The 24,804-nt window shown below is 70.2% G+C and carries 18 protein-coding genes; 13 read left to right on the forward strand and 5 right to left on the reverse strand.

Annotation, left to right across the window (positions count from 1 at the left end; genetic code table 11):
- Window positions 1-3,744: amino acid adenylation domain-containing protein (locus tag ACIBK4_RS39220; RefSeq protein ID WP_399002960.1), on the forward strand; the 3,744-nt coding region annotated here is incomplete at its 5' end.
- Window positions 3,745-3,842: 98 nt separating this feature from the next.
- Entirely contained in the window at window positions 3,843-4,325 is a 483-nt protein-coding gene (locus ACIBK4_RS39225) for a flavin reductase family protein (RefSeq protein WP_399002962.1), read from the forward strand.
- 247 nt (window positions 4,326-4,572) lie between these two features.
- Here ACIBK4_RS39225 and ACIBK4_RS39230 read toward each other — a convergent pair whose 3' ends face one another.
- Together ACIBK4_RS39230 and ACIBK4_RS39235 are read right to left on the reverse strand one after the other, a co-directional pair.
- Window positions 4,573-5,706 (reverse strand): ParB N-terminal domain-containing protein, encoded by a 1,134-nt coding sequence (locus ACIBK4_RS39230; protein ID WP_399002964.1) that lies wholly within the window; start codon window positions 5,704-5,706, stop codon window positions 4,573-4,575.
- 173 nt (window positions 5,707-5,879) lie between these two features.
- On the reverse strand, window positions 5,880-6,899 hold the full coding sequence (locus ACIBK4_RS39235) for a ParB N-terminal domain-containing protein (RefSeq protein WP_399002966.1): 1,020 nt from the start codon (window positions 6,897-6,899) through the stop codon (window positions 5,880-5,882).
- 1,084 nt (window positions 6,900-7,983) lie between these two features.
- Here ACIBK4_RS39235 and ACIBK4_RS39240 point away from each other — a divergent pair.
- The 8 genes from ACIBK4_RS39240 to dpgC all read left to right on the forward strand — a co-directional run bounded on the left by ACIBK4_RS39240 (window position 7,984) and on the right by dpgC (window position 17,837).
- Window positions 7,984-9,066, forward strand: a complete 1,083-nt coding sequence (locus tag ACIBK4_RS39240) for a prephenate dehydrogenase (RefSeq protein WP_399002968.1) — start codon at window positions 7,984-7,986, stop codon at window positions 9,064-9,066.
- Window positions 9,067-9,202: 136 nt separating this feature from the next.
- Complete coding sequence (locus ACIBK4_RS39245) at window positions 9,203-9,673, forward strand: cold-shock protein (protein ID WP_399002970.1); 471 nt, start codon at window positions 9,203-9,205, stop codon at window positions 9,671-9,673.
- A gap of 312 nt (window positions 9,674-9,985) precedes the next feature.
- Window positions 9,986-11,158, forward strand: a complete 1,173-nt coding sequence (locus tag ACIBK4_RS39250; protein WP_399002972.1) for an MBL fold metallo-hydrolase — start codon at window positions 9,986-9,988, stop codon at window positions 11,156-11,158.
- Between the two features lie 40 nt (window positions 11,159-11,198).
- Entirely contained in the window at window positions 11,199-12,224 is a 1,026-nt protein-coding gene (gene hppD, locus ACIBK4_RS39255) for a 4-hydroxyphenylpyruvate dioxygenase (protein WP_399002974.1), read from the forward strand.
- The gene (locus ACIBK4_RS39260) at window positions 12,221-14,647 is read left to right on the forward strand and encodes an aminotransferase class I/II-fold pyridoxal phosphate-dependent enzyme (RefSeq protein WP_399002976.1); all 2,427 of its coding nucleotides are present in this window, start codon (window positions 12,221-12,223) and stop codon (window positions 14,645-14,647) included. The genes hppD and ACIBK4_RS39260 overlap by 4 nt, the downstream gene beginning before the upstream one ends.
- 72 nt (window positions 14,648-14,719) lie before the next feature.
- The gene (gene dpgA, locus ACIBK4_RS39265; RefSeq protein ID WP_399002978.1) at window positions 14,720-15,889 is read left to right on the forward strand and encodes a 3,5-dihydroxyphenylacetyl-CoA synthase DpgA; all 1,170 of its coding nucleotides are present in this window, start codon (window positions 14,720-14,722) and stop codon (window positions 15,887-15,889) included.
- Entirely contained in the window at window positions 15,883-16,551 is a 669-nt protein-coding gene (dpgB, locus tag ACIBK4_RS39270) for an enoyl-CoA-hydratase DpgB (RefSeq protein WP_399002980.1), read from the forward strand. The genes dpgA and dpgB overlap by 7 nt, the downstream gene beginning before the upstream one ends.
- A 44-nt stretch (window positions 16,552-16,595) precedes the next feature.
- A complete protein-coding gene (gene dpgC, locus ACIBK4_RS39275) occupies window positions 16,596-17,837 on the forward strand; it encodes a (3,5-dihydroxyphenyl)acetyl-CoA 1,2-dioxygenase DpgC (protein ID WP_399003399.1) in 1,242 nt (413 codons plus the stop codon).
- Window positions 17,838-18,014: 177 nt separating this feature from the next.
- Here dpgC and ACIBK4_RS39280 read toward each other — a convergent pair whose 3' ends face one another.
- The 3 genes from ACIBK4_RS39280 to ACIBK4_RS39290 form a co-directional block, all read right to left on the reverse strand.
- A complete protein-coding gene (locus ACIBK4_RS39280) occupies window positions 18,015-18,800 on the reverse strand; it encodes an MIP/aquaporin family protein (RefSeq protein WP_399002982.1) in 786 nt (261 codons plus the stop codon).
- On the reverse strand, window positions 18,797-19,534 hold the full coding sequence (locus ACIBK4_RS39285; RefSeq protein ID WP_399002984.1) for a YoaK family protein: 738 nt from the start codon (window positions 19,532-19,534) through the stop codon (window positions 18,797-18,799). The genes ACIBK4_RS39280 and ACIBK4_RS39285 overlap by 4 nt, the downstream gene beginning before the upstream one ends.
- Before the next feature lie 131 nt (window positions 19,535-19,665).
- Window positions 19,666-20,628: a LysR family transcriptional regulator gene (locus tag ACIBK4_RS39290; RefSeq protein ID WP_399002986.1), complete on the reverse strand. Its 963-nt coding sequence runs from the start codon at window positions 20,626-20,628 to the stop codon at window positions 19,666-19,668.
- A gap of 173 nt (window positions 20,629-20,801) precedes the next feature.
- Between ACIBK4_RS39290 and ACIBK4_RS39295 the strand changes: the two genes are divergently transcribed.
- The 3 genes from ACIBK4_RS39295 (at window position 20,802) to ACIBK4_RS39305 (ending at window position 24,802) form a co-directional block, all read left to right on the forward strand.
- On the forward strand, window positions 20,802-22,721 hold the full coding sequence (locus ACIBK4_RS39295) for an amidohydrolase (RefSeq protein WP_399002988.1): 1,920 nt from the start codon (window positions 20,802-20,804) through the stop codon (window positions 22,719-22,721).
- A 116-nt stretch (window positions 22,722-22,837) separates the two neighbouring features.
- Window positions 22,838-24,463, forward strand: coding sequence for an MFS transporter (locus ACIBK4_RS39300; RefSeq protein ID WP_399002990.1), 1,626 nt, complete (start codon window positions 22,838-22,840; stop codon window positions 24,461-24,463).
- A gap of 69 nt (window positions 24,464-24,532) precedes the next feature.
- Window positions 24,533-24,802: an Atu4866 domain-containing protein gene (locus tag ACIBK4_RS39305; RefSeq protein WP_399002992.1), complete on the forward strand. Its 270-nt coding sequence runs from the start codon at window positions 24,533-24,535 to the stop codon at window positions 24,800-24,802.
- Window positions 24,803-24,804 lie beyond the last annotated feature (2 nt).

Below are 24,804 nucleotides of genomic sequence, written 5' to 3' on the forward strand. Positions count from 1 at the left end.
CCGGAGTACATGGTGCCGTCGGTTGTGGTGGTGTTGGACGAGTTGCCGCTTGCGGTGAGCGGCAAGCTGGACCGGCGGGCGCTGCCGGCACCGGAGTACACGGCCGGTACCGATGACGGTCGGGGTCCGGTCACGGTGCAGGAAGAGATCCTGTGCGGAGCATTCGCGCAGGTTCTCGGTGTGGACTCGGTCGGAGTGGACGACGACTTCTTCCGGCTGGGTGGGCATTCGGTGCTGGCGGTACGGCTGGTCTCGCGGCTGCGGGCCCTGTTGGGTGTGGAGTTGCCACTGCCGGTGTTGTTCACAGAGCCGACGCCGGCGGGTCTGGCCGGTTGGCTGACCGGGGCGAGCGTGGGTCGCACGCGGTTGGCGCTGCGGGCGGGCGTCCGTCCGCAGCGAGTGGGGTTGTCGTTCGCGCAGCGGCGGATGTGGTTTCTGGGTCAGCTGGAGGGACCGAACCCGACGTACAACGTTCCGATGGTGCTACGGCTGACCGGCGAGCTGGATGTGGCGGCGCTGGACGCGGCGTGGCGCGACGTGATCGGGCGGCACGAGTCGCTGCGCACGGTGTTCCCGGCCGTCGGCGGCGAGCCCTACCAGCAGATCCTCGATCCGGACGAGCTGACCTGGACGATGACGGTGGTCCCGAACAGCCGCTCGCACGATTCCGAGCTGCCCTTCCCGGACACCGTCGAGATGCAGCAGCTACCGCCGACAGCCATGACCGTCGTGGAGCCGCTGACCGACCTTTCGATCGAGGTGCTCGCCTCGGCAGACCTGGCCAGTGCCGTGGTCGGAGTGACGCGGTACGCGTTCGACGTGTCCGCCGAGATACCGATCCGGGCCTGGCTGTTCGAGGTCTCTCCCGCCGAGCGGGTGCTCGTGCTGGTGCTGCATCACATCGCTGACGACGGGCTGTCGATGGGTCCGCTGGCGCGGGACCTGTCGGCGGCGTACGCGGCGCGGCTGCGAGGTGAGGCGCCGGGCTGGGCTCGGTTGCCGGTGCAGTACGCCGACTACGCGTTGTGGCAGCGGGAGCTGCTCGGGGACGAGGAGGATCCGGACAGCCTGTTGTCGGCCCAGGTCGGCTACTGGCGCCAGGCGTTGGCCGGGATGCCGGAGGAGCTGGCGTTGCCGACGGACCGGCCGCGTCCGGCGGTGTCCAGCCATCTCGGGCACAGCGTGCCGGTACGGGTGCCGGCCGAGGTGCACCAGCGGCTGGTGGAGCTCGCCCGCGCCGAGGGCGTGACCGCGTACATGGTCCTGCAGGCGGCGTTGGCCGTGTTGTTCTCCCGGCTCGGCGCGGGCACCGACATCCCGATCGGGTCGGCGGTCGAGGGGCGTACCGACGAGGCCTTGGACGACCTGGTCGGCTGTTTCGTCAACTCGCTGGTGATCCGCACCGATCTGTCGGGCGATCCCGAGTTCCGGCAGGTGCTCGGCCGCGTACGGGAAACCATGCTGGGTGCCCTGGCGCACCAGGATGTGCCGTTCGAACGGCTGGTCGAGGAGATGGCGCCGTCGCGCTCGCTGGCCCGCCATCCCCTGTTCCAGGTGATCCTCACCATGGTGAATCCCGTGCGTCCGGGGCAGGTGCACGACGACGCGCCGGAGCTGACCGGCGTCGAGTCGTCCGCACTGTTCGCCGGAAAACAGGCGGCCAAGTTCGACCTGGACGTTCTGATGGGGGAGATGTTCGACGCCGACGGCCGCCCGGCCGGGCTGCGTGGCGCGGTGACCGCTTCGGCGGACCTGTTCGACACGGAGACCGTCGAGCGCGTGGTCCGCCGGTTCGTGCACGTCCTGCACGTGGTGACCGAGGCGCCGGGGATACGGCTGCACGCGGTGGAGGTGCTGGAACCGTCCGAGCGGGGCATGCTGCTGCACGACTGGAACGACACCGCCGGGCCGGTGCCCGCATCGACCGTCGCGGAGATGTTCCGGGAGCGGGTGACGACGGCGCCGGATGCGGTCGCGGTGGTGGCTGACGGCGAGACCCTTACGTACGGGCAACTGGACGCACGGGCGAACCAGTTGGCGCAGTACCTGCGGCAGCAGGGGGTGAGCGCGGAATCCGTGGTCGGCCTGTGCCTGCCGCGCGGCGTCGAGATGATCGTCGGGATTCTCGGGGTCTGGAAGGCGGCGGCGGCCTACCTGCCGGTTGATCCGGGGCTGCCGGTGGAGCGGATCGCGTTCATGCTGGCCGACAGCCGGGCGACGCTGTTGGTGAGTGTCGAGGACATGATCGACGACCTGCCGGTCGGGCGGGTGCCGGCGGTGGCACTCGACGACCCGGCGGTGGCCGCGGTGTTGGCCGGGTGCCGGGACACGCCGCCCGAAGTGGCCGTGAACGGGCAGGAGTTGGCCTATGTGATGTATACGTCCGGGTCGACGGGCGTGCCGAAGGGCGTGGCGGTGACCCATGGCTCGTTGGCGAACTACGTGGACAGTGTTTCGGCCCGGTTGAGCTGGTCCGGTACGGGTCTGCGGTATGGGCTGCTGCAGCCTCAGGTGACGGATCTGGGGAACACGGTGGTGTTCGCGAGCCTCGTCACCGGCGGGCAGCTGCATGTGCTGGGCGAGACCGCGGTGGTCGATCCGGCCGCGGTGGCCGACTATCTGATCCAACACGGGATCGACCACGTGAAGGCGGTGCCGTCGCATCTGATGGCGCTGTCGGCCGGAGCGGGGATCGATCGGTTGCTGCCGGCGCGGTCGCTGGTGCTCGGTGGGGAAGCCGCGCCGTCGGGATGGCTCGGCGAGCTGCTGGACGCGGCGGAAACCGGCGGGCGCAAGGTGTTCAACCACTATGGGCCGACCGAGACGACGATCGGCGTGGCCACCACGGAACTGACCCGCGACTCAGTGGCCCGCGGGGTGGTGCCGGTCGGCACGCCCATCGCGAATACACGACTCTTCGTCCTGGACGGCGGGTTGAACCCGGTGCCGGTCGGTGTGGTCGGCGAACTGTATGTGGCCGGTGCCGGGCTGGCCCGGGGGTACGTGAGCCGATCCGGGGCGACGGGGGAGCGGTTCGTGGCGTGTCCGTTCGGCGTCGGTGAGCGGATGTACCGGACCGGGGACCTGGTGAAGTGGAACCCCGACGGGCGGATCGCGTTCGTGGGCCGAGCCGACGATCAGGTCAAGGTGCGCGGGTTCCGGATAGAGCCGGGCGAGGTGGAGAGCGCGTTGCGCAGCCACCCCGGCGTGGCCCAGGCGGCGGTGATCGCCCGCGAGGACATCCCCGGCGACCGGCGGCTGGTCGCCTACATCGTGCCCACCGACGGTGGTGCCGAGGACGTCGACGGCGAACTGGCGGGATCCGTGCGGAAGTTCGTCGCGCAGCGCCTCCCCGACTACCTGGTTCCCACCACGGTGGTCACGGTCGCGGAGATGTCCTTGACCGCCGGCGGCAAGCTCGACCGCAACGCGCTGCCCGCCCCTGCCGGGGCCGCCACGGACGCCCGGCGCGCACCCACGACGCCGGTCGAGGAGACGCTCTGCGAGGCGTTCGCCCAAGTCCTGGGCGTCGACTCGGTCGGACTGGACGACAGCTTCTTCGACCTGGGCGGGCACTCCCTGCTCGCGGTGCGTCTCATCTCCCGGATCAGACTCGCCGTCGGCGTGGAGGTGGATATCCAGGTGCTGTTCGAGGCGCCGACCGTAGCGATGCTGGCCGGCCGACTCGGCACGAAGAAGTCGGACCGGCCGGCCTTGCGGCCGATGCGGCGTGAGCCGACCTGACACGGATGTGCGCGCGGTCGTACGTCTCGACGATTTCTCGGTGCTCATGGCACCGAAACCGTTGAACGGGACTGGGAAGCGGGTGAAGGACGGAGCCGATGAAAGCCGACTTCCGCGAAATGATGGCGTCGTTCCCGACGGGTGTGTCGGTGGTCACGGCGCGGAACGGCCATGCCACGCCGTGGGGTATGACATGTTCCGCGCTGTGCAGCCTCAGCGTCGACCCGTCGACCTTGCTTGTCTGCCTGCGCGCGGAGAGTCCGACGCTGCGTGCCGTCCTCGCCAGTGGGGCGTTCGCGGTCAACCTGCTGCACGGGGAGGCGGAAGGGGTCGCCGCGTTGTTCGCGTCGGGTGCGCCGGACCGGTTCGATCGGGTGCTGTGGCGGCCGACCACGCACACGCACAGCCCGGCGCTGGTGGAGGCGGCGCACGCCGTCGGCGACTGCACCGTCGACCGCACCTATGCCGCCGGCGATCATGTGATCGTCGTCGGCGTTGTGCGCGCGATCGAACGGTTCCGCACCGAAAGCGCTCTGCTCTACGGGTTCCGGCAGTACAGCCAATGGTCGCGACAGGAGTGACGTGCCACCCTGCCCGGCCTGCGCACACCGCGGTCGGCCGATGGCTGTGCACAGGGCGGCGGCGCCCACGTGCTCGACGCAGCCGTTGACGCCCTCGCGCCCGGGGACGTGGCGGTGTCCCCGGGCGCCAGGGCGGCATACGCTGCCTGCCGCGCCGCTCGCCGCACCCGGGCGAGACAGCCGTGAAACCAGCCGGCGTGGGTCTTCCTGGACAGACCACCGAGGGGCCGGGAGCGGCCTTTCGGGCTCAATCGGTGGCGCGTACCTTCTCCTCGAACTTCTCCCAGCTCTCGGCGTACTGCCGTGCCAGGTCAGCCGTCGTCCTTGTGCAGTGTTGCGGCACCGCGGCCATGAGCTTCCGCCACTCCTTCACGACAATCGCGTTGTGGTGAAGGAGCCGCAGCAGCTCGCGGCCGAGCTGCTTCTGGCGCAGCGAGGGATCGCGCAGCAGCTTCTCCAAGGCGTGGCCGGGGTCGAGCTGGGCCGGGACCGCACGGCGCTGGCTCCGAGGCTGCGCGGTCTCGTCCGGGGCCGGTCGGACGTGGCTGTCGGTCTCGGGCGCACTCCGTTGCCGCGTGCCCTCTTCCCGGACGGGCCGGGCGTCGGTGTTCGCCTCCGGTGCGGGGGGCAGCGCCCCCGCAGGTGGATTGCCGACCGCCAGCCGTCTCTTGACGTCACTCACTGTCGTGGGTGACACCCCTGCGAGCCTCGCCACCTCGCGCAGCGACGCGTGCGGCCGCTCCGCCAGCACCTGGGCGGCCCGCAGCCGTCCTGCGGCGCTGTTCAACGGGCGGGCCTTGCCGTCGATGCCGACGCGGGTCTGGACCTGCGGTGCGGACAGGGCCAGGCGACGCCGTAGGGCGGCGACCGTCTTGGCTCCGAGACCGGCGGCACGGGCAATGGCGCGATCGGATATGAGCGAGTGCGAGAGGATGATCCGCTCGGCCGCGGCGCGGCGGTCCGCGAGTGACAGCGGAAGGCCGTGGGCGATATTGGCCTGGACGGCGCACAGGAAGGCGTCCTCCGCGCTGCCGTCGAAGAAGACCGCTCGGATCCTGTCCTCGCCGCGCAAGATGGTGGCGAAGACGCGATGCACACCGTCCACCACCTGCATGGTGCGTCTATTGACGATGATCGGTGGAAGCGGGCCTTCCATTTCGGCTAAGCGAATGATATGTTCCTGATCCTGGCCCTTGGTGCGCGGAGATTCTCCCATCTGTAATGCCGATATCGCGACGGTGACTACCTCTTGATCGGGTCGGAAATGGTCCGTGTGTGTCCATTCCGTCAAGCCGGATTGCGACTGTATCGGTGCAGGAGTAGCGGGCGTGGTGGTGTCGAGCTGCTTCAAAGAGATCACCTCGCGTGGGGCGGTGGCCATTTCGCGGAGTGGGCGGCCCCAATGTCACACGCTGGTTAAATGCTGTCCAGTGCTTATGTTTCTTGACAGCGATGCTTGGAGCGGCGTGGTAACAGCGGGTCCGTGAGTGCAGGAGCATTCCCCGACGGGAGGTCCTGCGCGGGTGTCGGGCCGGGCGATGTGCGGACACCGGTTCAGCTTGCCGGGGCCGCCCGGCTTTCCTGGTCTCCGGCGAGATGCGGGGACGGAAGCATCTGCTTGTCCAGCGCCTGTGCGATCTCCAGCCAGGTGTCCGCGTTCTGCCGCGCCAGAGCGATGACCAGGGCGTCGCAGTGCGGCGGCACGGCATCGGCCAGCTCGAACCACTTGTGCACCCCGATGACGTTCAACTGCAGCAGCCGCAGCAGTCGCCGTCCCTGTTCCTCGCTGCGGATGGAGGGGTCGTGCAGCAGTGGTTCCAGCAGGGAAGCCGACTTGTCCCGAGGGTTCCTGGGCCAGTCCTGCCGGGGCTCGGCCGACGGCCCCGGAGCCGTGGCGGCCGACTGTGCCGACTCGGAGACGACGCTTTCACCTGCGAGGAGCCGCTTTCGGACATCGCTCACCGTAGCCGGTGAGATCCCGGCCAGCCGGGCCACTTCCCGCAGGGAGGCCGCCGGATTCCGGGCGATCAGCTCCGCCGCCCGCTGCCGGCCTGTCGCCCGGTCCACCGGCCGGACCCTTCCGTCCTTGCCGACACGGGCGTTCAACTGCGTCTCGGAGGCAGTTGAACGCCGGATGGCCGCCACGCTCTTCGCCCCGAGGCCGGACACCTGGGCGATGCTCCGATCCGACATGTGGGGATGCGAGGCGATGAGGCGCGTCGCCGCCGCTCGCCGATCCGCCTGTGACAGCGGCAGGCCATGCTGCGTATTGGATTCGACGGCGAGCAGGAAGGCGTCATTCTGTGAAACATCCACGAGAATTGATTCGATCGTCTCCCGCCCTCTGAGAATGGCGGCCAGGACGCGATGCACGCCATCGACGACCTGCATGCTCCGCCGGTTCACCAGAATCGGCGGGAGCGGCGTCTCGCTCTCTGCCAGTTGTTCCGTGTATTTCTTGTCCTGCCCCGACAGGCGGGGCGAGTCGCCGAATTGAAGCAGAGATATCGGCAGCTCCACCAAATTTCCGTGCGGGTTTGCCGTCCCGCTTCCGGTGTTGGCTGATCTGTTCATCAAGTCAACGTGTGCTCTATCCGATTCGGAACCTAACTTCTCCACACCATCCCCCTTGTTGGTGTAGTGGGTGCAGGAGTGCGGCGCTTGCGAATCAGCACAAAAAATCACCCATCGGCCACAGTGGCTTATGGGCGGCTGAATGAGCATCGGATAAGGTATTGGGCAGGCTGTGTGAAAACAAAAATACTGCGCGTGACCGTGGATGTGAATCGACCAGCTAAATGGAATTGATCAATCACGGCCCTTTGAGTGCACAAGACCCCCGTACCCCCGTAGCTGCCTTACGCCACCCGCTTCATTGCCTAGATGCTAGTCGGGGGTGTTGCGATGTCAAGCGGTCGGGAAGGCGGTGGTGCGAAGGGCTAGGCGTGATCATTTCGCCTTTCCGTCGGACAGGCGCCCGAACGATCAAGGCTTAGCCCCGGTTATTCTGCGAAATTGGACAAGCTGACGCACAGGCAATGGACAGGTATCGCTGACCTGCGAGGACGCGAGTGTCCAGGGCATATGCGCGGCGGGAGCGAGGGTGCCCTCCTGGTCGGCGAACCGGGTCCGCGAACACCGGCGAGAGCCTCGCGACGGAACTGCGGTCGGGCGACACGGAGGCGGCACGACACGAGATCGCACACGCTGCGTGGTCGCACGGATCGGAGGCTCGGCCGACGTCGAAGGTGTGTGCACCGGGCGAGTGCCCGACGGTGATGCCTCGGCAGGTTGGGGGCGGCCGGGGTCGGCCGGCCCGTCGGTGCCGGTTCGGTCCGTGATCACCTCGTCCCGCCCGCGGCCGAGGGCCTGTTCGTCCGCGGCGGGCGACGCGCTCCGCGGTGTCGCGCATCGCCCCGCTCCCTCGGCGGCAGAAGACCTGGCGGGCGAACAGCCGTACCGATCGGCGACCGAAAATCGTCGACGAAACGAAATTGAGGTTTCCGTTCCGGATCCACCGGGATGGCGCGATGCGGAAAATGTTCGCCATGTGTGCACGGTTTTTGTGTCACGACGGCAGTCATTGGAATATTGAGTATTTCCCGGGTCGTCCGTAGCATCCATCTTCATTGTCGGCGACGGAATGGATGCGGTCACCGTGGAGGACGCCCTAGTGGTCGGCGCCGGATTAATAGGGACCTCGGTTGCGCTCGCACTGAAAGCCCGCGGCGTGAGCGTGCACCTGCGGGACGTGGACTCCGTCACGGCCAGGATCGCGGCTTCCCTCGGCGCCGGCACGCTGGAGGTTCCGCGGGGGACCGTGGACCTGGCGATCGTGGCCGTACCGCCGCGGCTCGTGCCCGACGTCCTCGCCGGTCTGCAGGCCGAGGGCGTGGCGCGGCACTACACCGACGTCGCCAGCGTGAAGGCCGGACCGCAGCAGGACATCATCGCTCTCGCCTGTGACACCGCGTGCTACGTCGGCGGCCACCCGATGGCCGGCGGTGAACGGAGCGGGCCGCTCGCCGCCCGGCCGGACCTGTTCGCGGGGTGCAACTGGGTGCTCACTCCGATGCCCGACACGGAAACCGAGACACTGAACAGCACTCTCGAACTCGTCGCGATGTGCGGGGCCGTACCCGTGGTGATGGAGGCGGCCGCCCACGATCGCGCGGTCGGCCTCGTCTCGCACGCTCCCCACGTCGTGGCGAGCCTGGTGGCCACCCTCCTGGAACAGGCCGAGGAACGTGCGGTGAGCCTGGCGGGCCCGGGGCTGCGCGACCTCACCCGGATCGCGGCCTCGGACCCGACCTTGTGGGTGGACATCCTCAGCGCCAACGCGCTGGTGGTGGCCGACCTCCTCGAAGAGCTCTCGACGGGCCTGGGCGACGCCGTCGCGGGGCTGCGGGCCATGGCGGCCACGGACGAGGACAAGCGCAGCGGCGGCGCGCGGACCGTCGAGAACCTGCTGTGCCGCGGGCGGTCCGGGCGGGCCCGGATCTCCGGCAAGCGCGGTACGCAGCCCGAGCAGTACGAGACGGTGACGGTCGTGATCGGAGATCAACCGGGCGAGTTGGCCCGGCTCTTCACCGATGCCTCCCGTGCCGGTGTCAATGTGGAGGACGTCCACCTGGAACACTCCGCCGGCCAGCTGACCGGGCAGGTCCATCTCAGCGTGACCCGGGACCTGGCCGAGGTGCTCAGGGCGGCCCTCCGGAACCACGGGTGGCGGCACCACTAGGCAGGGCCGACACCTGGGTGCGGCTGCCGGATCTCCCCCCGGACTTCGCTGCCGTAGTGACGTGGCGTTATTCTTTCCGAGCGGCCGGACGACTTGAGTGGCCGTACAAGGGGACCTGGGTGTGTTGGGGGTGTGTATGGCTGCGGGACGCGTGGTGCGGTTCGACAGTATGCGGGGTTATGGGTTCATCGCTCCGGACGGCGGTGGAGAGGACATCTTCCTGCATGTGAACGATCTGCTGATTCCCGAGGAGTATCTCCGTTCGGGACTGGCCGTCGAATTCGAGGTCGAGGACGGTGGCCGCGGGCTCAAGGCGTCGAAGATCAAGCTCGCTCCGGGCACCGAGGTGCCGGTTGTGCCGGCCAGGGATGCCCAGGCCGCCCCGGCGGCACCGGGTCTCTCGTCCCCCAAGGGGAAGGGAACCGAGGCGGCCAGGACGGTCGACGGCGAGTATCCGATGTGTGACGTGCTCACCGGCGAGGAGTACAGCCGGGACATCACCGAGCTCCTGCTGAAGGCGGGACCGTCTCTGACGGCGGACCAGATTCTGCAGCTCCGCCATGAGCTGACGAAGTTCGGCGAGCGGCACGGCTGGATCGAGGACTGAGCGGAGCGGGTGAGCCCGCGGAGAAACAGCGAACCGGACGCCGATACGGCGTCCGGTTCGCTGTTTCTCCGGGGTCCGACCGTGCTTCCGCCGCTGGAAATTCGCCTCGTAAAGGGCTGTGCAAAGCCATATCGGCAAGCGTTCAAGTGCGTGCTGCGGCAGTTGAACACGCCTGTGCGAGCTTGTTCTCCTGAACCGTCGCGCGCCATAGTGCGGAGGGCGAGCGGCGCGAATCCTCGGCGGCCCGTGCTTGGCGCAGGAGTGCCCTGAATCGTCGGGTGCCGGCTCTTTTCTGGGAGGTTGAGGGCGCGCATGGCGGATGAGTCGATGTTTCTCCGGCCGAAGGCGCCAGTCGATCCGTCCTGTGCGGTGGCACCGGCCCTGAACACGTTGAATCTGTTATTCCTGAAATTCCCCATGCTCGCGTCGTATGTGCAATCCCAGGAAGCGCAGGTCGGGACAAGGCGGAATTCGGAACTTCACGACGGGTTCTTCGACGATGTCGGCGAGCAGTCCGTGATCCACGCGCCGACGGCGCCCGGCGGCCTGCGCGACGCGTTCGGGCTGGACGGCGCCCAGGCGGAGCAGCTGGCGCTGCTGCTCCGTGAGACCACGGGTCCGTCGCCGTACCGGCACATCGAGCGCGGCGGGCGCATCCGCTACTTCGGGTCGGCCTGCCTGGTGCTGCAGACCCCTCAAGGCGCAGTGGTCACCGATCCGTTCATCGGCGCGGACAGCGGCGGCAGGGACCGTTACACGCTGGACGACCTGCCGGACTTCATCGATCTGGTGCTCGTCACCCGCGGGCATCAGGACCCCATCGTGCTGGAGACGCTCCTACAGCTGCGTGGCCGGATCGGGACGATCGTCGCGCCCCGCTCCTCCCGGGGCAGCCCGGAAGACCCCTCCACCGGGCTGTATCTCAGCCGCCTCGGCTTCCCCGTGGTCGAGGCCGACGACTACGACGACTTCGCGTTCCCCGGCGGCAGGGTGGTGGCCACACCGTTCCTGGACGAACACGGTGATCCCGACACGCGCGGAGAGTCGACGTACTGGGTGGAGCTGGCCGGCCGGTCCGCGTTCATCGGCACGGATTCGTCGGGTATCGATCCCGTGCACTACCGCTGCATCCGTCAGCAGCTGGGCACGGCCGACTACGCCTTCCTCGGATTGGAACGCGACAGGGCCCAACTGGCCTGGCTCTATCCGGCCCTGCTGTCCCAGCTGAGCTTCGGGAGGACGGGCAACTCGCGGAAAGCGCAAGGCTTGAGCGCCGAGCGGGCAGCCGCGATCACGACGGAACTCGGAGTCGGCGAGGCGTATGTCTACGCCATGGGCGTAGAGCCTTGGCCGGAGCACGTCATGGCCACGACCGGCAACGGGGTCACGCATCAGTTCAAGCAGATCGACGAGTTCCTCACGTGGTGCGCGGATCGCGGAATCAAGGCCGGACACCTGCTCGGTCGGCAGGAATGGCGCTGGTAGCGCACCACCACCCGGAACACGTCCGCCCAGGAGGCAACGCATGGCTGTGCACGACGTCGCGTACATCGAGCTGTATACGAGCAACAAGAAGTCCGTCGTCGACTACTTCGTCTCCGCGATGGGGTTCACGCACGAGGCGGAGGCGGTGGGCGTCGACCGGAGCTCCGCGCTGCTCCGACAAGGCACCGTCCAACTCGTCGTCACCACGGGCCCGGTCACGTGGAAGTTCCTCGGTTCGCACGGGGACGGCATCGCCGACATCGCCCTGACCTGTGACGACGTCGACCAGAGCACACGGTCGGCAGCGGCTGCGGGCGCCACGGTGACCGGCTCCGCGCAGGGCGCACCGGCCGTCTCCGGATTCGGCGGTGTCAAGCACACCTTGCTCCCCCGCCCCGACGGCCCGGCGGCCGGCCCGCCGCCCGGACACACCTGGGCCGCCGTGCCGGACGCATCGAACGGCTCGCGCACCGACCGGATCGTGCTGCTCGACCACATCGCGATCTGCCTTGAGGGCGCCACGCTCGACGAGTACGCCGACTTCTACCGCGAAGCCTTCGGGCTGTACCGCTACTCCTCGGAGTACGTGGACGTCGGCGAGCACGCGATGGACTCCGTCGTGATGCGCAGTACCTCGGACCGAGTCACCTTCACCCTGGTCGCACCCGACCCGCACAAGGGACGGGGCCAGCTCGACTCCTTCCTCGAACGGAACGGAGGCCCGGGCGTGCAGCACCTGGCGTTCCTCATCGAGAACGTCGTCCCGGTGGTCCACGAGTTCCGGGACCGGGGGGTGGAGTTCCTGACCGTTCCGGACGCCTACTACGACAGCCTGGACGAACGACTCCCCGGCATGCGGTCGGAGATCGACACGCTGCGCTCGGCCCAGGTGCTGGCGGACCGCGACGAGTGGGGCCATCTCCTGCAGCTGTTCACCCGCTCACCGTACGAGCGCAACACCCTGTTCTACGAGCTGATTCAGCGTCGCGGCTCCCGCGGCTTCGGCAGCGCGAACATCCGCGCCCTGTACGAAGCGGTGGAGCGCGACCGACTGGCCGCCGAATGAACCACCGAGGTGGCGCGGCCGGCGGCCCGCTGACCCTGGCCGACTACGCCGAGCTGGCGCACCGGCGCCTGGAGCCAGGGGTCTGGGACTTCGTCACCGGCGGGGCGGGGGACGAGCGGACGCTCGCCGCCAACTCGGCGGCCTTCGACCGCGTCCGGCTCCGCCCGCGGGTACTCTCCGGCGTGGCGCAACCGGCGCTCGGCACCCGGATATTGGACCGCACCTGGGCCGCGCCGCTGGCCGTGGCACCCATGGCCTACCACACGCTGGTCCACTCCGACGGAGAGGTGGCCACGGCTGCGGCCGCCGGGGCAGCCGGTGTGCCGTTCGTCGTCAGCACCTTCGCCGGACGGACCTTCGAGGACATCGCCGCTGCCTCCACGGCCCCCTTGTGGCTGCAGCTCTACTGCTTCCGCGACCGAGGCCTGACCCGCGGTCTCGTCGAGCGCGCGGCGCGGGCCGGCTTCGAGGCGCTGGTCCTCACCGCCGACGCCCCGCGCCTCGGCCGCCGACTGCGGGACATACGCAACGGCTTCCGGCTGCCGACCGGGATCGAGCCCGCCAACCTTTCCGGCTCCGGTTTCGCCTCACCCGGCGACCATGCCCGCGAGGCGTTCGACCCGGCCCTCGACTGGGCCGTGGTCGAGTGGCTGCGCTCCGTCAGTCCACTGCCGGTCCTGATCAAGGGCATCCTCACCGCCTCCGACGCCCGCCGGGCGAGCGAGGCGGGCGCGCACGGAGTCGTCGTGTCCAACCATGGCGGTCGGCAGCTGGACGGAGCCCCGGCGACGCTCGACGTGCTGCCCGAGATCGCGGCCGAGCTCTCCGGCCGCCGCACCGTCCTGCTGGACGGCGGGATCCGGCGCGGCGCCGACGTCCTGGCCGCTCTGGCCCTCGGGGCGGATGCCGTGCTGGTGGGCCGACCCGTGCTCCACGGCCTGGCGGCAGCGGGACAGGACGGTGTCGCGGACGTGCTCGGCATGGTCACCGAGGAACTGGCGGACGCGATGGTGCTGGCAGGCTGCCCCTCGGTCGCCGGCGCCGGACCCGCGCTGGTCTCGGCGAGCGCCCTGCCCGTCCAGGGTGGTGACGAACGCCCTGCCGCGGCGGACCGTCCGCGTGGGGCGGGCTCCGGACTGGTGAAGGAGGAGCTGCACACCAGCGTCTCCGACCCGGTACTGGACACGATGAACTTCCTGAACGAGATCACGCACCGCTACCCCGACGCGATCTCCTTCGCCCCCGGGCGTCCCTACGACGGCTTCTTCGACCCCGAACAGATCTTCGCGCACATCCGCCGCTACATGGACCACTTGGCCGCGTCCGGCAAATCGCCTGCCCAGGTCCGCGACGCCCTGTTCCAGTACGGGCCGACCAGTGGGCAGATCCGCGAGCTCGTCGCCGAGTCGCTGCGCCTGGACGAGGACATCGACGTACCGGCCGAGTCCATCGTCGTCACGGTGGGCTGTCAGGAGGCGATGCTCCTCGCCCTGCGCGCCCTCATCGCGGGCCCCGACGACGCCCTGCTCGTCTCCAGCCCGTGCTACGTGGGCATCACCGGTGCCGCGCGCCTGCTCGACATCGAGCCCACCGCGGTCGAGGAAGGGGCCGACGGCTTCCGCTGCGCCGCCCTCGAAGCGGCGATCCGGGCCGAGCGCGGCCGCGGCCGCCGACCCCGCGCCTTCTATGTCATCCCCGACCACTCCAACCCGTCGGGCGCCACGATGGCGATGGACGAGCGGCAGGAGCTGCTGAAGCTCGCCGCCCGGGAGGACTTCCTCATCCTTGAGGACAGCCCTTACCGGCTGGTGAGCCCGGGGCGGCAACTGCCGGCCCTCAAATCGCTCGACCGCGAGCGGCGCGTAGTCCAGCTGGGTTCCTTCGCGAAGTCGCTCTTCCCCGGCGCCCGGGTGGGCTACGCGGTCGCCGACCAGCTCGTCACGGACCGCTCGGGCAACACCGGCCTGCTCGCCGACGAACTCACCCGGATCAAGAGCATGGTGACGGTCAACACCTCGGCGCTCAGCCAGGCCGTCGTCGGCGGCATGCTGCTCGCGGGCAAGGGCGGTGCCGCGGAGCACAACACCGACACCGCGCACTACTACGGAGAAGCCATGAGGGCCACCCTCCGGCAGCTCGACATCTCGCTCCCCGAGGCCGAACGGGCGGAGCTGGGTGTCCGCTGGAACCGGCCCGGCGGCGGCTTCTTCCTCACCGTCAAGGTCCCGTTCCTGGCCGACAACGCCGCGCTGGCCCGCTCGGCCGAAGAGTTCGGCGTCATCTGGACGCCCATGTCCTACTTCTATCCGCAGGGCGGCGGGGAGCGCACGCTCCGGCTGTCCGTGAGCTACCTGACCCATGCCGACATCGACGAGGGAACAGCCCGACTCGCGCAGTTCATCAAGGTGGCGGCCCGGCACTGAAAGGACGACAGAAATGTTCACCGTCGTACGACGTCCGCGCAGCAAGCCCCGTATGTGGGGGTGGACCTACCGATGACCGCCACCATCCTGCGTCCGGGCGGCAGCACCGCGCCCGCACTTCTGGAGCCCGAGCCGAAGCATCACGCGAGCCCGAGCCGCATCATCGGTGTCGGCACCGCCGTGACCGATGCCTCCTATTCGCAGCGCACGCTGCTCGACCTGTTCCGGATCACCGACCCCAGGGTCCGTTCCATCTTCCTCAACAGCGCCATCGAACGGCGCCACCTCACCCTCCCGCCCCGCGACAGCGAGGGTGTCTTCCGCCACGAGTCCCAGAAAGAGCTGCTCGCCAAGCACAAGCGCCTGGCCCTCGACATGGGCGCGCGCGCCGTGCGCACGTGCTTGGCGGGCGCGGGCATCGAGCCGGCGGACATCGACTACCTGTGCTGCGTGACCACCACCGGCTTTCTCACCCCGGGGCTCAGCGCGCTGCTCATCCGGGACATGGGCATCGGGCCCGGATGCAGCCGCGTGGATGTGGTCGGCATGGGCTGCAACGCCGGCCTGAACGCGCTGAACGGGACGGCGGCCTGGTCCATGGCCCACCCCGGACAGGTTGCCGTGCTGCTCTGCGCCGAGGCGTGCTCCGCCGCCTATGTCATGGACGCGACCATGCGAACGGCGGTGGTCAACAGCCTCTTCGGCGACGGAGCCGCCGCCATCGCCCTGCTCGCCGACCCACCCGACACCGCCGGGCCCGCACCCGGGGAACTGCCGGGCGACTCCCCGGGCTCCTCCGCCGGCCCGCGCCTGCTGGGCTTCGCCAGCCACCTCATCTCCGACGCGATCGGTGCCATGCGCTACGACTGGGACGACGATCAGCACAAGTTCAGCTTCTACCTGGACCCGGACATCCCGTACGTGGTCGGGGCCCATGCGGAGCGGGTCGTGGACCGGCTGCTGGACGGCGCGGGGCTGCGCCGCAGCGACGTCGCCCACTGGCTCGTGCACTCCGGCGGCAAGAAGGTCATCGACGCGGTCCGGGTGAACCTCGGCCTCACCCGCCACGACCTGCGCCACACCACCGGGGTATTGCGCGACTACGGCAACCTGTCGAGCGGATCGTTCCTGTTCTCCTACGAGCGGCTGCTCCAGGAGGGCCGCATCAGAGCGGGCGACATCGGCGTGCTCATGACCATGGGGCCGGGCTCGACGATCGAGACGGCGCTGGTCCAATGGTGAGGGGGGAGACGCGGCTGCGGATCGACGGTGGGCGGCCGCCGTCGCCGGAGGTCATCGCGGCGATCGGCGCGGTGTGCGACGGCGTCGAGGATGCCGGCGGGCACGCCCCGGTGATCGTCGAGCTGTCCGGGGCCCCGGCCGGCAGGTGGACCGGTGAGCTGACAGTGGGGCTGGTCAGCAAGTGGGAGCGCGTGCTGCGGCGGCTGGAGCGGCTGCCCACGGCCACCGTCGCGGTGGCCGACGGCGACTGCGGCGGCCCTGCCCTGGACGCTCTGCTGGTCACCGACATCCGCATCGCCACCCCCTCGCTGCGGCTGGTGGTACCCGTGGCCGACGCGGCCACCTGGCCCGGCATGGCACTGCACAGGCTCGCCCAGCAGGCGGTCGGCACGGCGGCGATCCGCCGCGCGGCGCTGTTCGGCACCCCGCTCGACGCCGCGCAGGCGCTGGCGCTGCACCTCGTCGACGAGGTGACGGACGACGCGGCGGGCTCGGCAACGGCGGCGGTCGAGCTCACCGCGCCGTTCGCCGGATCCGAGCTGGCCATCAGGAGGCAACTGCTGCTCGATGCCCGTACCGTCCCGTTCGAGGAGGCGCTCGGGGCCCATCTGGCGGCCTGCGACCGTACGTTGCGGCGGGCGTCGGCCGAGGAGGCGAAGTGACGGGCGGCGCACCGGCCTCCGTACAGCCGGCGGACCAGCGGGAGATGCGGGCGGGCTTGTCCCGTGCGCGAGGGGCGCTCGCGCGGGCGGCGCAGGAGCATGCGGCGTCGCCTCCCGGTCGGCTGAGGGCGCTGCGCAGCGCCTTCCTGGACGCGCACACCGACGCGGTCTACGCCGAGCTCACCGCAGGCCGCACCCGCGGTCTGCGGTTGCCGGAACTGGCTGCCGCGGCCGAGGGCGCGTTCCCCGGCCTCGTCCCCACCGCGGCCGAGCTGGCCGCGGACCGAGCGCTGGAACAGGCGCGGAAGGCCGGACACGAGATCGACCTGGGCATCTTCTTCCGCCACGTCCTGCGCTCGCCGCTCTCCGGCGGTCACCTGATCGACACCCTGTTGCGCCCCACCGAGCGAGCCCTGGACCTGCTGCCCGGGTTCGCCGCCGTGGGGCGGGCCGACCTCGGTTCGGTACGGCTGGAGCGCCGCGACGGAGTCGCCCGGCTCACGTTGTGCCGGGACGACTGTCTCAACGCCGAGGACGAACGACAGGTCGACGACATGGAGACCGCGGTCGACCTCGCCCTGCTCGATCCCGCGGTCGAACTCTGTCTGCTGCGCGGGGGCGAGATGACCCATCCGCGCTATGCGGGGAAGCGGGTGTTCAGCGCCGGGATCAACCTCAAGAGTCTGCATGCCGGGGACATCTCGCTCGTCGGCTTCCTGCTGCGCCGCGAGCTCGGCTACCTGCACAAGATCTGGCGCGGTGTCCGGGTCGACGACGGAGCGTCCTGGTACTCGCCGACCCGGGCCAAGCCGTGGGTCGCCGCCGTCGACACCTTCGCCATCGGCGGCGGGATGCAGCTGCTGCTGGTCGTCGACCATGTGCTCGCCGCCTCGGACGCGTACCTCAGCCTGCCCGCGGCCCAGGAAGGCATCATCCCGGGAGTCGCCAACTTCCGGCTGCCCCGGTACACGGGGCCGCGCCTGGCGCGCCGGATCATCCTGGAGGGCCACCGGATCCGGGCCACGGACCCGGAGGCCCGACTCGTCGTCGACGAGGTGCACAGTCCGGGCGAGCTGGACCTCGCCGTCGAACGCAGCCTCGACCGGTTGCGGGGACCGGCCGTCGCCGCCAACCGGAAGATGCTCAACGCCGCCGAGGAGGACGTCGACGCGTTCCGGCGCTATATGGCGGAGTTCGCGCTGGAACAGGCGGTCAGGCTGTACAGCGTTGACGTGATCGGAAAAGTCGGTCGCTTCTCCACCCGCGCCACACCGTCTCCGGACTGACCCGGCTCGGTGATCGGCTCCGGAACGCTTCGCCGCGTCCCGCGATGCCCGCGTCACCGAGCTCGCCCCGCAAGTGGTGGCCACATCCAGGCCCGGAACGCAACGCGAGGTCGGACAGCGAGGCGAACGAGGCCTGGCAATCACGCTACGAAGAACGTTGCCGGAAGTCCGGGAGCCTCAAGATCGGGGCTGTACAGAAGGCAGTGCAATGGCACAGCCCGGCGTCCGTGCGGTGGTACGGCGGTGAGCGGCGATCCCGTTGATCACGACCGTTGCCGCGAGCGCGCCGAGCGGTGGGGCGAGCAGATAGACCGGCAGGAGTGACGGTGACCCGGAGAGCAGTGCCGGGCCGAACTCCCGCGCAGGGTTGGCGATTCCGCCGGACAGGGTGCCGAAGGCGATGATCTGGGCGGCGATCATCGTGCCGACCGCCCAGGGGGTGAAGGGGCCGAGTCGGCGGCTGGAGACGCCGATCCCGGCGACGGCGACGATGACGAACATCGTGGCGGTCTCGATCAGGGCGACGGAGGTCCAACTCCAGCCGGGAGCAGGCCTGATGACCGCGTAGTCCACGGCCGGCGAGGCGAACACCGGCCCCCAGACCAGCCGTCCGGCCGCGATGCCGAGCAGCGATCCGACCAGTTGACCGGCGATGAACGGCACGACATCGCGGCCCGGCGTACGGCCGTAGCGCCACATCGCGAGGGTGATCGCCGGGTTGATGTGGCCGCCGGTCACCCGGCCCCAGGGGGAGAGCATGACGGCGGTGACCGTGTAGCCGGAGAGCGGGGCGAGCGCGAGGAGTCTGCCCTTCGGGGTGTTCCACCAGCCGCCGGACGTCGGGTCGAGGGTGCCCATCAGCCAGCGGACGGTGGTCGCCACGACGAACAACATCAGTGCGGTCAGGGCGAGTTCGAGGAGGGCGGAGCGGAGCGTGCGCCGCCAGGTGGGGTTCCCGGTCACAGCGGCTTCGTCCAGGACGCGTCGGAGCGGGTGAGGGCGAACGCCGTGACGGAGGCCGCCACCAGCAGCACCGCGGCGAACAGCAACGGCATTGCCCGGCCGCCGTGTTCGACCGCGACGGCACCGGCGAGACCGCCGGCGAACATCGCTCCGGCCGAGAGCACGCGACGGCCGACCTTGCTGCCCTTGCCGCCCGCGAGCCGGCTGTCCGCGGCGACTCCGGTGATGGTGAGCGTCAGGACGGTCGTGGTCAGGTCGGGTACGGCCAGGGCGCGGGCGGTGGCGTTCTGCACGCCCATCGCGAGACCGAGGAGGGCGATCAAGGAGTACTGCACGGCCGTGGTCACGTGCGAGGTGTCCGTGACCTGCGCGATGACGTACGCCGCCAGGACCAGGGCCGTCTCCAGCAGCAGCGCCAGGTGCAGGACCCGCCCCCGGTGCGCGCCGGCCCCGTGCGCCAGCCGTCCTCCGATCAGGGCACCGACGGCGAACGCGGCCAGCGCCGCGAGCGAGGCGGCCAGCGAGAAGCCCGCCGCGCCGGCGATCGCGAAGCCGGAGAAGACGACGTTGCCGGTCATGTTGGCGACGAAGACATGACCCAGGACGAGATAGCTGAAGGCGTCCACGAGCCCGGTCACCACGGTCAGCGCGAGCATCAGCGGAGGGAGCGGTCCGTGCCGGTCCTCCATGTCGGGCACGACCGTGGTCCACGCGTCCCGCAGTACGGCAGACATGGCATTGCTCCCCTTCGCTGGAGGTTTTCCGGTCTCCCGGCTTCCGGTGTCCGGCTTCCGGCTTTCTCCTCCGAGCGTCGCGCCACGGGAGCGTTACGTCCAACATATGGATGCGGGCGCAGCGATCGGTATCAGCGATCGATCGCCGGGCCTCCTTCGTCCTCCCGGTTCCTGACCGCGTGCCGCTCCACCACTTCGAGGAACGCGGCCGCGGCCGGCGCCAGCCGCTTGCTGTCGTGGACCACGCAGATGGTGTGCGCCGCCGCCTCGTCCGCGATACGGAGCGCGCGGGCGCCGTAGGGGAGTCCGATCCGGGGGTCCGCGCCGGGCGGCCCGTCAGCGCCGAGGGCCGACGACCGCGGTACGACCGTCACGCCGATCCCCCGTGCCGCCAGCCGGACCATGTCCTGGATCTGGCCGACCTGGAAGTGCTGACCCGGTTCCACTCCCGCGCGGGCGAACGCGGCCTCCACCTGGCGGCGCAGTCCGCTGCCCCGGGTGAACTGGATGAGCTGGTGGCTCTCCGGCAGATCGGCCAGGTCGACGACCTCGCGGTCGGCCAGCGCGTGGTCGGCGGGCACGACGAGGACGAGCGGGTCGCTGTCCAGGACGAAGTGGTCGAGCCCGTCCGGGACTTGGCGCGGTCCCAGGCCCACCACGGCGATGTCGAGGTCCCCGGCCAGCACTGCCGCGGCCATCTCCGCGCTGGGCGCGTTGGTCACATGGAAGTCGATGCCGGGGTAGCGGGCGTGGTAGTCGGCCATCACCTCGACCAGGTCGACCGAGGACGCCCGCGTCTGGACGAGGCCGAGGCGCAGCCGCCCGCGCCGCAGCCCGGACAGGGCGTCGAGCGCGGCCTGCGCGGTGTCGACGTCGGCGAGGATGCGGCGGGCCAGCGGTTCGAGGAGCTCCCCGGCGGCCGTCAGCCGTACGGAACGGCTGGTGCGGCTGAAGAGCCGGGCGCCCACGTCCTTCTCCAGGCGTGCGATCTGCTGGCTCAGCGCGGACTGCGCGACATAGCAACTGGCCGCCGCCTGCGTGAAGTTGCGGGTCTCGGCGACCGCGAGGAAGTACTTCAGGTGCCGCAGGTCCATCCCGCGCCCGTCCTTTTATCCAGCTGCTTCGGCGATCGATACAAGCAGAACCATGTGTTGGACCGATTCATTGTCGCAGACCTAGCGTCGGGGATGTCGCCGGACGGCCGACCCCCCTCGCCGGACGATCGCCCCCCCACCACACCCCGCCTCTCCTGCTCCAAGGAGCCTCCATGTCCAGCAGCACCATGCCTGTGGGCACCATGCCCGTGGCTGGCATACGCCCCTACGACGGCGTCCAGCACCCCGCGCAGCTCGTCGTCCGCAACGCCCGCATCCACACCGGCGACCCCGCCCGCCCCGCCGCGTCTGCCGTGGCCATCACCGACGGTGTCTTCACCGCCGTGGGAGACGACGCGACCGTCGCCCCGCACATCGGCCCGGCCACCCGTGTCGTCGACGCGCTCGGCCGACGGGGGATCCCCGGGCTCAACGACTCCCATCTGCACGTCATCCGGGGCGGGTTGAACTATCTGCTCGAACTGCGCTGGGACGGCGTACGGTCCCTGCGCACCGCGCTGCGGATGCTGCGGGAGCAGGCCGAGCGGACGCCAACAGGGCAGTGGGTGCGGGTGGTTGGCGGCTGGACCGGGGAGCAGTTCGCGGAGAAGCGGCTGCCGACCGTGTCCGAGTTGAACGCCGCCGCCCCCGACACCCCTGTGTTCGTCCTGCACTTGTACCAGTCGGCGATCCTCAACCGGGCCGCGCTGGAGGCCGTCGGCTTCACGCGGGACTCGCCGAATCCGCCCGGCGGGGAGATCGTCCGGGACTTCGCGGGCAACCCAACTGGCGTTCTGCTTGCGGAGCCTGCCGCCGGGCTGCTCTACTCCACCCTCGCCAAGGGCCCGATCCTCGCCCCCGAGGACCAACTCGGCTCCACCCGGCACTACTTGCGCGAGCTGAACCGCTTCGGCATCACCAGCGCCATCGACGCGGCGGGGGGTTTCCAGAACTTCCCCGACAACTACGCGGCCGTCACCGAGCTTGCGGAGCGCGGGGAGTTGACGGTCCGGATCGCCTACCACCTCTTCCCGCAGACCGCAGGGCAGGAACTCGATGACCTGCGCCGCTGGATCGGCATGGTCGGTCCCGGCGACGGTGACGCATGGCTGCGCTGCAACGGCGCCGGCGAGAACCTCGCCTGGTCCCCGGCCGACTTCGAGAACTTCGCCGAGCCCCGCCCCCAACTCACCTCCCGCGCAAGCCAGGACCTCGAAGCGGCGGCCCGGCTGCTCCTCGACAACGGCTGGGGTTTCCGCCTCCACGCCACCTACGACGAGACGATCCGCCAGGACCTCGACGTCTTCGAGAAGATCGCCGCGGACGGCGGATTCCCGGACGGGACACGGTGGTTGTTCGATCACGCCGAGACCGTCAGCCAGAGCAGTCTGGACCGGATCAAGGCCCTCGGCGGCGCCGTCTCCGTCCAGAACCGCATGATGTTCCAGGGCAAGGCCTTCATCGACCGCTACGGCGCCGAGCGCGCCGCGACCGCGCCCCCGATCCGCGCCATGCGCGACACCGGTCTGCTGGTCGCCGCCGGCACCGACGCCACCCGCGTCTCCAGCTACAACCCGTGGTTGTCCCTGTCCTGGCTGGTCACCGGCCGTACGGTCGGCGACCTCCTCCTCTACCCGGCCGAGAATCGGGTGGACCGCGCCACCGCCCTGGAGATGTACACCACCGCGGGCGCCCATCTCACCGGCGAGGCCGACGTCAAGGGCACCATCACCGAGGGCAAGTACGGCGACCTGGCCGTGCTGTCGGCCGACTACTTCTCCGTCGCCGACGAGGACATAGACCGTATCGAGGCCGTCCTCACCGTGGCCGGCGGCAAGGTCGTGCACGCGGTCGGGGACTACGAGAACATCGCCGCCCCGCTCCCGGAGATCAGCCCCGCGTGGAGCCCGGTCGCCCGTTTCGGCGGATTCCAGGCGGCGCCGGACGTACCCGGTGCACGGCAGGCCCGCGCCTTCACCGAGGCCGCCACCGACTCCGAGGAGCAGCGCGCCTGGCGTGAGCGGCGCGGCGATCTCGACCGCGTCCCGCACCAGGTCGGCGCCGCGCTCGCCCCGCTCGACGGCTGCGTCTGAGCGGCCGCCGGACCGGTCCCACGGCGGGCCCGGCTTTACGGCGGCTTGGTGGCCCGCCCCTCACCGAGCTGCCGTACCTTCTTCTCGACCGCCCACTTCGCCCCGGGAGCCGCAGCATGAGCGCGAGTACGACGACGGGGAAGAGCGCGGGGTCCGGCTCGGCCTGGGCGCCGTTGGGGCGGCCGGTGTTCCGGGCGCTGTGGATCGCCCAGTTCGTGTCGAACATCGGCACGTGGATGCAGACGGTCGGCGCTCAGTGGCTCTTGCTCGGGCACGGGGCGACCATGGTGACGCTGGTCCAGACGGCGTCGAGTCTGCCGATCGTGCTGCTGGCACTGCCCTCGGGTGTGCTCGCGGACCGGTTCGACCGACGCGGGCTGCTGCTCGTCGCGCAGGTCGCGATGTTCGCCGTGTCGGCGGCACTGACCGTGCTGGCCTTCGCGGACGCGCTGTCCGCCGTACCCCTGCTGGTGCTCACCTTTCTCCTCGGCTGCGGGACCGCGCTGATGGGGCCGTCGTGGCAGGCCATCCAGCCGGAGCTGGTGGAGCGGGAGCAGCTGGGGCAGGCGTCCGCGCTGGGCGCGGTGAACATGAACCTCGCGCGGGCGGTCGGCCCGGCGCTCGGCGGTGTCGTGGTCGCGGCGGCCGGTGCGGGGTGGGTGTTCGGCTTCAACGCGGTGTCATTTCTCGGGATCGCCGCCGTACTGGTGCTGTGGCACCGCCCGAAGATCACCGTCCCGGCCGCGCAGCAGGAACGGCTTCTGACCGCGCTGTACGCGGGTCGGCGCTACGTCTGGAACGCTCCGGGCGTCCGCCGCGTCCTGCTGCGCACCGCCCTGTTCATCCCCGGCGCGGCGGCGCTCTGGTCCCTGCTCCCGCTGATCGCCGCCGACTCCCTCGGGATGGGCTCGGGCGGTTACGGCCTGCTGCTCGGCGCGGTCGGTGTCGGCGCGGTGGCGGGCGCGTTCGCGCTGCCGTGGCTGCGCCAACACCTGGGTATCAACGGCATCTTGGCGGCCGGCGCCCTCATGTTCGCCCTCGTCCTGCTGCTCCTCGCGACCGTGCACATCACCTGGGTCGCGATCCTCGTGCTGCTGCCCGCCGGCGTGGCCTGGATCGGCGTCCTGTCCACCCTCAACGCGGCGATCCAGACCCGCCTCCCCGGCTGGGTCCGCGCCCGCGGCCTCGCCGTCTACCTCCTCGTCTTCCAGGGCGGCCAGGCCGTAGCGGCCCCCGTCTGGGGCGCCCTGGTGCAAGGTCTGGGCCTCACCACGGCCCTCCTCATCGGCGCAGCCGCCATGGTGCTCAGCGCACTCAGCCTCTACCGATGGAAGCTCTACGGCATGGAGGGCATCGACCCCACCCTCTCCGACCACTGGCCGACCCCGCCGCTCGTCTTCGTACCCGGCCCCGCCGACGGACCGGTGCTGGTGTCCGTCGTCTACCGCGTCGCACCGGACGACAGCGCGGCGTTCATCGACGCCATGGACCGGGTCGCCCACTCCCGCCGCCGCACCGGCGCCATCACCTGGGGCCTCTTCCAGGACGGCAACGAACCCGGCCGGTTCATCGAGAACTACCTCGTCGGCACCTGGTCCGAACACCTCGCCCAGCACCACGACCGCCTCACCACGACCGACCGGGGCTTCGAGGACCGCGCCCGCGCGTTGCTCCTGCCCGGCACCGAGCCCGAGGTCACCCACGCCTTCGACGCCTCCGTCGCAGGGCCGCCGGTCTCCTGAAGGTGGGTGCGGGACACCCAGGAGAGGTGTGGCCTGGTTACCCGTGCGCGGTGACGCGAGCGTGGAGCCATGAACACGAACCCGGCACCGCACCCCTTCGTCGGGATGTGGGTGACCGCCGACGGACACATCCGGCAGGAACTCCTCCCCAACGGCCGCTACGACGAGGCCCGGGGCAACCGGCGGAGCGCCTACACCGGCAGCTACACCGTCACCGGCGACCACATCGACTACGTCGACGACACCGGCTTCACCGCCACGGGTGACGTCCGCGACGGCGTGCTCTTCCACGAGCATCTCGTCCTGTACCGGGAGGGCACCGGCCCCCGGCCGAGGTGACC

It is taken from the genome of Streptomyces sp. NPDC050528 (assembly GCF_044457795.1).
GTDB lineage: Bacteria > Actinomycetota > Actinomycetes > Streptomycetales > Streptomycetaceae > Streptomyces.